At 33.6% G+C, this 9,627-nt stretch carries 5 protein-coding genes; all 5 read left to right on the forward strand.

Annotation, left to right across the window (positions count from 1 at the left end):
- The coding region (locus F3G76_RS10225) for a hypothetical protein (protein ID WP_223227467.1) at window positions 1-666 on the forward strand (666 nt) is incomplete at its 5' end.
- On the forward strand, window positions 663-4,202 hold the full coding sequence (locus tag F3G76_RS10625; protein ID WP_188116585.1) for an alpha/beta hydrolase family protein: 3,540 nt from the start codon (window positions 663-665) through the stop codon (window positions 4,200-4,202). The genes F3G76_RS10225 and F3G76_RS10625, both read left to right, overlap by 4 nt.
- A 1-nt stretch (window position 4,203) precedes the next feature.
- Entirely contained in the window at window positions 4,204-7,968 is a 3,765-nt protein-coding gene (locus F3G76_RS10235; RefSeq protein ID WP_149706661.1) for a hypothetical protein, read from the forward strand.
- Window positions 7,969-7,971: 3 nt separating this feature from the next.
- Window positions 7,972-9,333: a thioredoxin reductase gene (locus tag F3G76_RS10240; protein WP_149706662.1), complete on the forward strand. Its 1,362-nt coding sequence runs from the start codon at window positions 7,972-7,974 to the stop codon at window positions 9,331-9,333.
- 39 nt (window positions 9,334-9,372) lie between these two features.
- A partial coding sequence (locus F3G76_RS10245; RefSeq protein WP_149706663.1) for a hypothetical protein occupies window positions 9,373-9,627 on the forward strand: 255 nt, incomplete at its 3' end.

The following is a 9,627-nucleotide window of genomic DNA, read 5'->3' on the forward strand; positions in this document are numbered from 1 at the left end:
CTTCTAAAAGGATATAGGATGAAATTTATAGGCATTATACTTCTACTACTAACAAGCATATTTTTAATAGCCTGCTCTGCAAACCAAGCAAGCAATAAGATAAGCAACTCTGAACTAGAAAGCATAGCTAGTAAATATGGTGGTGGTTATATATTTAATCAGAAATTTGTTGAGGAGATAGAAAAAAGAGAAGCTGAAAGAAAAGCGGTTAGTCAACAAATTTTAGATGAGATAGCCCATATAGCAAACAAAAATGAAAGAAACAAAAAGATGAGAGAGTTATTAAAAGAAAGGTATTATAACAATCCAAAAATAGAGCAGACCCTCTCCAACGGCAGACCATACTATACACCAGCAAGGACTTATGAGAAAAAGCCCAAATTATCAAATCAAGATAGACAAAAGATAATAAATTATATAGGCACTGAAAACTATAATAAATTTAAACCTACAATGCTTCCATCTTATTTTTATGTAGATGACAATAATAATGTAGTAGCTATAGCAGTATCTGTTTACTATACAGTTGGCTATACTAAATATGGTCTATTTGGAGATGAAGGCAGAGGTTTTTCACTATCTAGAAAAGACATAAAAGATATAGGTGGAAATAATAGGTTCTACTTTGATGATAATAAAAATACTTTTGTTAGGGAAAAAGAATGAGTGAAATCTCAACCAAAGAACAAATACTTAAATTTAAAGACTATGCTGACATTGCAGATGCAAGCTATGCAATGCTTCATTGGATAAGTGAGAATGAGAAAAATGGTTTAGATGATCTATATAGTAAGCCTGGTAAAGATAATGTCCCTGAAAGTATAGTAAATTCATATAAAGAGCAAGAGATAAAAAAGCCTGTTTGGAGATATGCTGACGATATTACTTTAGGCGATAAAATAGATGAAAGCAATGAAACGGATACATCACAAAAAAATAATCGTAAAATAGGCGAACCAACCGCCTACGCTCTATCTATCGAAGCTCGTTTTAATCAAGACATGGTAATAACCAAACCTATATCCGAAGATGGAGAAATCCCAGAAATAAAACCTATAAATAACGAAATTCAAAGTTTTGTCTATACTGACAAGATAACAAAAGAGTCTTACATTTTTGTCAATAAACCAACCTTCCACCAAATCTCCCTCCGCACAAAAGCCTTTGTCAATCGCTATGAGCTAGTCCGTCACATCAAAAACACATCTATCACTGGCTTTAGCTCGACGGTCTTTTATGATAGTAAATTTAAAAACTATATCATAGGCTTTAGGGGAACTGAACTTGAGCTTAATGACTTAGTTTTGGCTGATGGCATGATAACCTTTTTAGGTGCAGGACTAAGCCAAATAGTCTCTATGGCTATGCTAAAAAGCGATATGTATAATGCTATAAAAGAGCATAAGACAAATTTAGGCGATAAGAGTGAAGTTTCTAACCTTGTCTTATCAGGTCACTCACTAGGCGGTCACCTAGCGCAGTCCTTTGCCTTTTTATACACTAAAGATGTAAAAGAGCTATATACTTTTAACGCTCCTGGCTTTGGTGGTATATATGCTAGTTTGCTCACTATAGCTTTAAGATTTGTTAGCTTTATAGCTAAGGCAATAATGAAAGGCGTAAGGTGGGTGGCAAGACTACTTGATCCAAATGGCTTTGTAGGAAAGATAGCTAGCTCTATCTTTAACAAGATAAAGGGTATGTTTGGCTTTAAAGATGACAATAGCACACTAAAAGAGTGTGTAGATACTATCAAAGATAATGAGAAAGCTTGCAAGGAAGTAGGAGATAAAAAGGTAAGCTCTAATATCAATAAATCTAGCAAAGGAAGCCATGAAGTAGAGATACACCACTGCGACAGCGTCAGACATAAAATTTATGATAAAAATGATGAGGGACTATTTGACGCTAGTGATGATAGTGGTGAGGATAGTCTTAAAAGAGAGTGGAACCAACTCTATGAGCCAAGCACTTCGGTGATATCTGACCTTGGATTTAGATATGGACTAGAACCACTTACTAGAGTAGGTGATGGGGCAGAATTTGACTATAAAAATACAGACAAGCTACATCTTATAAATATATTAGTAGCTTCTCACTATATGAAGCAGATCGTGGAGAGCCTATACTTGATGGAGTATCTGCTAAGTAATGAGAAAAATGCGGAAAAGATAAATGGCAAAGATGTGCCAGCCGCTCTAGACTATCTAAATGACTATATACAAAGCTTAAGCTTTAACGTCTACTTTTATAAAATTTCTCTGGGCTATCTACCAAAACTAGGTAGCGAGGATAAAAAAAGGCTTAGTATACTTGAGAGTGTGATATATCCTGTGGCTTTATATGTAAATTCTCTAGGCTTTGAAGATGAAAAAGAGGCGCCAAATTTAGAAGACCCTGTAAGCTCGCTCTTGTACTACAAAGAGAAAGATAAATTTGTAGATATGATAGATAGAGAGGAGATAAAGGCGCTAGACGCTAAAGATATAGCTAGCAAGGTAAAAAGCGGCGATCTAAATCTTTTCTTTGCTATCTACTCGGTTAGATACTTTATGCTAAGTAAAAAGGTCGATCTAGCAGCGTTTAAAGAGCGCATGAGCTATATATCTGACTTTTTTAAGATAGTAAGCTCGCATGCAAATTCTAACTCAAGCGAAAAAGAGCTAGAAGAGTACATAAACGCAAGGCTAGAAATTTATAGAAGTGCTTATGAGCTGAAATTTGAAAGCTTTAAATATGCGGACGACAATAAGCACTATGTGGCGATAGCCAAGACAAATACTGATAAGAAGATAACAAGAGGCATAGTGCTAACGCATAACTTTAAGCTGATAGACAACGTGGCAAAAGACGCCAAAAATGATGTGGCAAAAGAGTACTTAAATGTGATAAGGCTTGAGCCAAACGAGCTAATGCATATCAGTGAGGGCAAGGTGGATATACTTTTAAGAGATAAGAGTATATTTGATATCAATCAAGTTGGCTCTGATCTGGATATAGACTTTACAAAGCTAAAAACGCAGGTTTATATCATAGATAAACCACTAAACACCGCCACAGAGCAATCAGACTATCCACTATACTTTAAAAAAGAAGAGGACGGGGAGGAGTCAAATTCTAATTCTCTAAGCTTCTCTCATCAGCCAAGAGATGAGGATAAAGACAAGGGAAGACTAACTATCGATTATAAAAACCAACGAGCTTGTGTGCTAAACTACTCTTTACTAAACAAGAGCCTAAATATAGACCTAAAACCAACAAACAAAGAGACCAAAGAGTCGCTTGAGAAGGCAAATGAAAGGATAAATTTAGAAAAGAAAAATAGCGCGGTAAGTGCTGGTGGCAGTGCCTTTGCTAATCCAATAATAGAAGATGACGTGGTAGTTTGCCCACATGGCGGCCATGTGATCCTAAAAAGTAGAGCAGGCAAAAGCATAAGGTCAGACGATCAAGGTGTGATACTTGATGTTGATTTTATAAACTCACCGATAGTTGGCTGCTCAGCTAAAAACCCTTGCACAAAGGTGGCATACGTACCAAGAGCGGCTCTTAGTCTAAAAAGTATAAATAACCACTATGCTGTTATGCAAGATCTAGTGCCAGCGTGCCTAAGCAACACGAGCTCACCGCTAAGGTGCATCAAAAAAGAAAATAGGATAAAGTTAGCTCATAGCATAGGTAGCCCAACATCAGAAAATAATAATGCAGCGGTGCTAAATCCAAATTTAAATAGTGCTCATATAAGACTTCATGTAAAATCAGCTCTTAATCAAGCAGACAACCTTGCTGTTTGCATATATAAGCTAAATGATGTGGAGCATAAAAACCAAGAGGGATTTAAAGAGATGGAGCTAAATTTAGACGAGGGTGGTGATGTAAAAGATAAGAAGCTAAAAGAACATCTAAGCTCTCGCTTTAGAGATGATAAATTTAGTATCTCATCATTTAACTTCAAATACTCGCTCATGGATAAGAATTTCATCTTTATAACACCTAAATATATAGAATCTATATATAAAAATACAACACTTCCAAAAAGTGGTATAGGATTTTTTCAGTTTGTGGATGATATAAGCGATGAGAGTAATCTTATCTATGTCACACCAAGCAAGGCTAAGACGGTGGATATAAAATTTGCTTGTGGGCTTGATAGCAAATATAATGATGATATAAATACAACAAAAACAGTAGTGGTGGCTTAATATGCAAAACAACGAAATAAATATAACCTACTCTTGCGAAGAGACATTAAAAAAGATGAAAGAGTATATGACTGATGCAAAGAGCGTGACGCTTTATACGTCTAGTTTGAATTCCCTAGGGTCAAATCTCTTTGGTAGTATGGCAAGTTTGATAAACAACGAGATGACAACATTCTTAAATACAAGAAGATCAATATTTTCTAAAAAAAATGATGGGGAAATATCTATTGTAACTGACTTTTATATAGATAAAGAGAGTTTTAAGGATAAAAATCTAAGTAGAACAAGAGAATTTAAATATAGAGGCATACCAGTAAAAGTAGTTCATAAAAAGAGTGCAGTTGATAAATTCTTTGTAAATTTAAAGGAAAAGATCGATCCTGTAAAAATTAGAACAGAAAAAATAAAGTATGGTCCAGGAAGAGAAAATCAAGCTAGACCAGCAGAAAATTTTGCTGAAATGTTTGATTTTATAATATCTTATTACAACAAAAGTAAAGATATTTTAAGAGAGTGCTTAAGTACTTTAAAAGATGATCTAATAAATGATGCTAAACCTTTAATGTCTAATGAGGAGTTAAATGAAGCTAAATTTGAAAGAAGTGTCAAAGAGTGTTTTGATGAACTAGACAAAAATTTAAGAGATCTAAACAAGGATAACGGAGAATTTATCATAAAGCAGTTTGCGCTTTTTGTATTAAGTCTTTTTGATCTTTCAGGCACAAAAGCGGTAGGGAAAAAATTAATCGGATGGGGTACTGTTGCTTGGGAACTTGTTGATTTTTACACTGAAATATACAAGTATGATGCCAACAAAGCACTTTATGGAGTATCTTTGCCTATACTAAGATTTTTTACATCTAGGTTTGCTTCTATTATAAATACCTTAAATATAAACTCAAATTGCAATGTCTTGGTATTTAAGAATGATAAAAATTCTAAGTCTGGATTTTTTATAGACTTTACACATTTAAATTTAGACTATGTTCCTTTTCAACACAATGCAGGTACAAAGGAGATAAACTGCAATACAGATGAAGGATATAGCGTATATGGATATTTAGATGATGTATCAGTGTTTGAATATACTAAAGATGCCTGCTCTTACGATATCATAAATAAAAACTTAGGATTTGGCTCAAGTGAAGACACGCTTTTTAACAGACTAAAAGAAGAGATAAAAGGACTAAATGCAAATCTAAATTTCATCTGCGCTTCAAATTTCAACTCTGTAAAACTAGCCAATCTAATATCAGATAAGTCTGATAAAAATGGTAAATCTGCAAACGATGAGATGAACAGCAAGGACTTTTCAAATTTAAATAAAAACTACATCGTTCTTTCAAACTCACCTTTTAGATCAAGCGCTGGGCTAAGAGAAGAGGTTGTAAGCAAGAGCTTAGATCAAGAGATAAAAGATGGAATAAATAGATCAAACAATAGCAGTGTAGTAAAACAAAAATTTGATGATATAAAGACCTTAACTCCTATAAAAGACTATAGTCAATATAGTATAGATATAAATAAAGGCAACAATAAATCAACTCTTGTCTTAAATTTATCCCCATTTGCAAGGATAGATAAGGGTTATATAGACAATATCGTAGAGAGAAAAAAGGCAAGTGATAAAGAAGCAAACAAAACTTTTTTTGCATATGTACCAGACCAACTAAAAAATAATGAGCTTTATAATGCAAATTTTGTACATGTAAATGCTTATACCAAACAGCCAAATGATATGGAGAAGATAAAAGAAAATGAAAAAGCCTATATGGATAAGGTCACTCTAACTTTTAAAGATATTTTTGAAAAGATAAATAAAAACGTTTTTGAAAGAAGTTTTGACCCAGACTATCCTAGTATAGATGATATAGCTAATATGAAAAAATACGAAGATGAAATGAATATAGAAGATGCTAAAGAACTTGCAACTAAAATAATCGATCGTATGCCAAGCAATCACTACTCTTTAACAGAAGTGCTCTCTATTGCTGTGGCTTACTTTATAATAACTAAAAGCTACCCAGGAGACCTGGTAAAGAAATCCATTAGTAATGATGGGGAATATATAGAGATAGCAGAAAAAAAGATAAAGGTTATCCATAAAAACGCAACAATAAAACTTGGCGAAAAAGAGCAAGCTTTGTTTTTTTACAAAGATAGTATAAATGCAAAGGTTGGTGAATATATTTGCATCGAAGAGCTAAGAGACTATATGGAACACTCAAAAAAAGGTAACGTAGTAAGTGTGGAAGATCTCTTAAAAGCAAATAGTGACAATAAGCATGAAGTCATAGACACTTCTATCTTAGGACTAAAAGAGCAAAAGCAGATAGAAGAGCTACTTGATAAACAAGCAAAAGAGATAGAGGATTGTTGGAAAAAGGACGATGCTATCTTGAAAAAAACTTTAAAAATGCAAGATATCCCCTATGAAACCATAGAAAAAGATATGAAAAAGGAAGCTCCAACACTTATAGTAAAAACTGCTATAGAGGGGCTATTTCCTTTTGCAGAGTACTTTAGTGAGGATGGTCAATCAAAAATTTATAATTCTATTGGTTCATTTGTATTTGACCCAAATAAAAAAGAGGCAACAGATGAGCTTCTTGATGAGCTTGGTGTATTAAATATAGTAAGACAGCTATTTACTATGAATAATACTGAAAATGTGGATAAATTTATAAAGCATGTAACAAATTCTAAAACAAATGTTGAAATCCTAAGGAAATCAAAAGGAAATCTACTTAAACAGGCTATTAACTCTGTAAAACTCCGTCTTTTAATAGGTCGCTATAACATAAGTATCATCTGGAATAGCATGAGAAGCTTTGCTTTTATGAAACAAACTTATATGTTTAACCCAAAAGATGTTGAAGCTATGAGAAACATGCTAAAAGGATATGGCAAGTCACTAGGCAAAGATGTGGGAGTAGCTTTTCTTAAAGGTATAGTAGAACTTTGGAAAACATCCTATGAAAAACTAGAAGAGAACTACAACGAGATAATGCACACAAGATATACATATAAATTTAATGAAGCTTACGCACTAAATAATATCTCATATAAACCTATGTCTATAAAAGAAGCTTATGATAAAAATAGTACAAATACATATTGCTACTATCCAGTAATGATCTATCAAAACTATATAAGTCTAAATTTAAATAGACTATTTCTAGGAGCTAATATAAGTAGTGGAGGACTAGACTATAACTCATTTATATACTACGACATAGATCATAAGAAAAACAGACTATCTTTTAACCTAGCCTCTAAACTAGCGCTAAATAACCTTAGTGCTTATCTATGCTTAGATGAGCTAAGAGGATCTGGTAATGAGATAGATGCAAGATATTTTAACTATGCTAGAAGTAGATACACTGAATCTGATGTAGAGATAAGAGAGTTAAATTTGGATGTTAAAGAGGAGAAGGAAATTTATAGTGTCTATAATAAAGATGATAACCAAGATGGACATAGTTTCTCTTCTGCCATAAAAGCCTATCAAGATGCGGTTGAGATAGTTAATGTATTTAAAAAGGGTATTTTTAACACCAATGATGAAAATAGCCACTCTAACCTTTCAAGATATCTAGTAGAAGCTCTTGATACTATTGGTAACAATAATATAAAGGGAGTGTATGTGGGATGTAGGGAAAGCTGGAAAGAAAATGAAAATTTAGAGGAAAAAAATATCCCACCTCGCCTAGTAGGTCGTCTAGCTACTACCATAGTAATGGAAGATGGTCTTTATATAGGATAAGATATGAAGAAGATCATATTTATAACTTTAGCTATCTTAGTAGTAATAGCTTCAGCGCTGTTTATCAGCAAAGAAAAAACAATGAATAAAGGAAATTTAATGGATAACACTAATACATATACGGTTATAGCGCCAAATGGGGATAAGATAGAATTTGACAAAAAGACAAATTTAATAGTTGCCGAAAAAAATCCCAATATGCAGCTAGCTCCTGATCTTGCAGCCAAACTGGTTCTAGACTCCCGCTCCATCCTCGACTCATCTCCATATAAAAACTATAAACCACTATACTATAACCCTAAACCAAATTCATTAGGTCAAACAGACTATCTATCATTTAAACCATGGCTAGACATTAGCTATAAAGCAAGCTCAAATAAACTATCCCCTTGGACTAAATCAGAAAAAGCTTACTATGAAAGCTTAAAAGATAAAAGAGATAGATATATCTATCTAGTAAAAAGAAGTAATCTAAAATGTACTATGATAGATATCCCAGAAGACGCCATAGGTAGAGTAGATAGTAGTGGCAAACTAACAAAGCCAGAGTATGCTGAAATTTATGATGAAGTAAATGCTCATAAAGGCACATTAAAATCAATGCTGTTTTCGGCAGAGTGGGGAATGTGTGCAGGAATACTTGGAGATCCTATGGGGTTCTCATATGGAAATGAAGCAGGATTTAAAGCAAGAGGATTTCAAAGAGTATTTTTAGCAGCTCAACTAGGAGTAGTAAAAGCTTTAGAATATTTAGGTGATCTATTTGAATACCAAACATATAATATAGGTCTAAATAAAAATTTACAAATGGCTGAAGAATTTAGAAGACTAGCTAAAAATCCCCCACTAGATGAATATGGGATGATGCCTTATCTTGATGAGATAGTAGGTAGCTATTTCGTGATGGATTTTAATAGGGGTGGCATCATTAATAATGCAGATGGCTCGCTTCATAAACGCTTAAGAAAATTAGTAGAAGATAAAGGCGAGCTTCTTGACCCTAGAGACCTAGATGCAAATGAGACCAGTAGGGAAGAATTTGCAAATTATATTAAAAGTCACATGAGTGAATTTCAAGAGGAATATGGCAAAGGTGCTTTCCCTAATAGATGGAGTGAAAAAGATCTTTCTCTTTATATCGATTCTGCTCTCCTAGAAGCCAAAATAATGTCCCTAACCCCACCAGAGGGATATCCAAATGCACCATACTACAACACACCAGAAGAGCTAACAAGACTATATGAAGCTGGTAAATTAGATAAAAAGCTAAATCCTCTAACACCAGTCATATATAGAGATAGCTTCCCAGAAGATCTTAGGCAAAAGATATTAAGCTATGCCAAAGAGCATAATATAAAGGATTAAAGAATAAATTTAATATCTATGGCTCAGCTAAGAGACTATATGGAACACTCAAAAAAAGGTAACGTAGTAAGTGTGGAAGATCTCTTAAAAGCAAATAGTGACAATAAGCATGAAGTCATAGACACTTCTATCTTAGGACTAAAAGAGCAAAAGCAGATAGAAGAGCTACTTGATAAACAAGCAAAAGAGATAGAGGATTGTTGGAAAAAGGACGATGCTATCTTGAAAAAAACTTTAAAAATGCAAGATATCCCCTATGAAACCATAGAAAAAGATATGAAAAAGGAAGCTCCA

The organism is Campylobacter concisus (assembly GCF_902460575.1).
Taxonomy (GTDB): domain Bacteria; phylum Campylobacterota; class Campylobacteria; order Campylobacterales; family Campylobacteraceae; genus Campylobacter_A; species Campylobacter_A concisus_AW.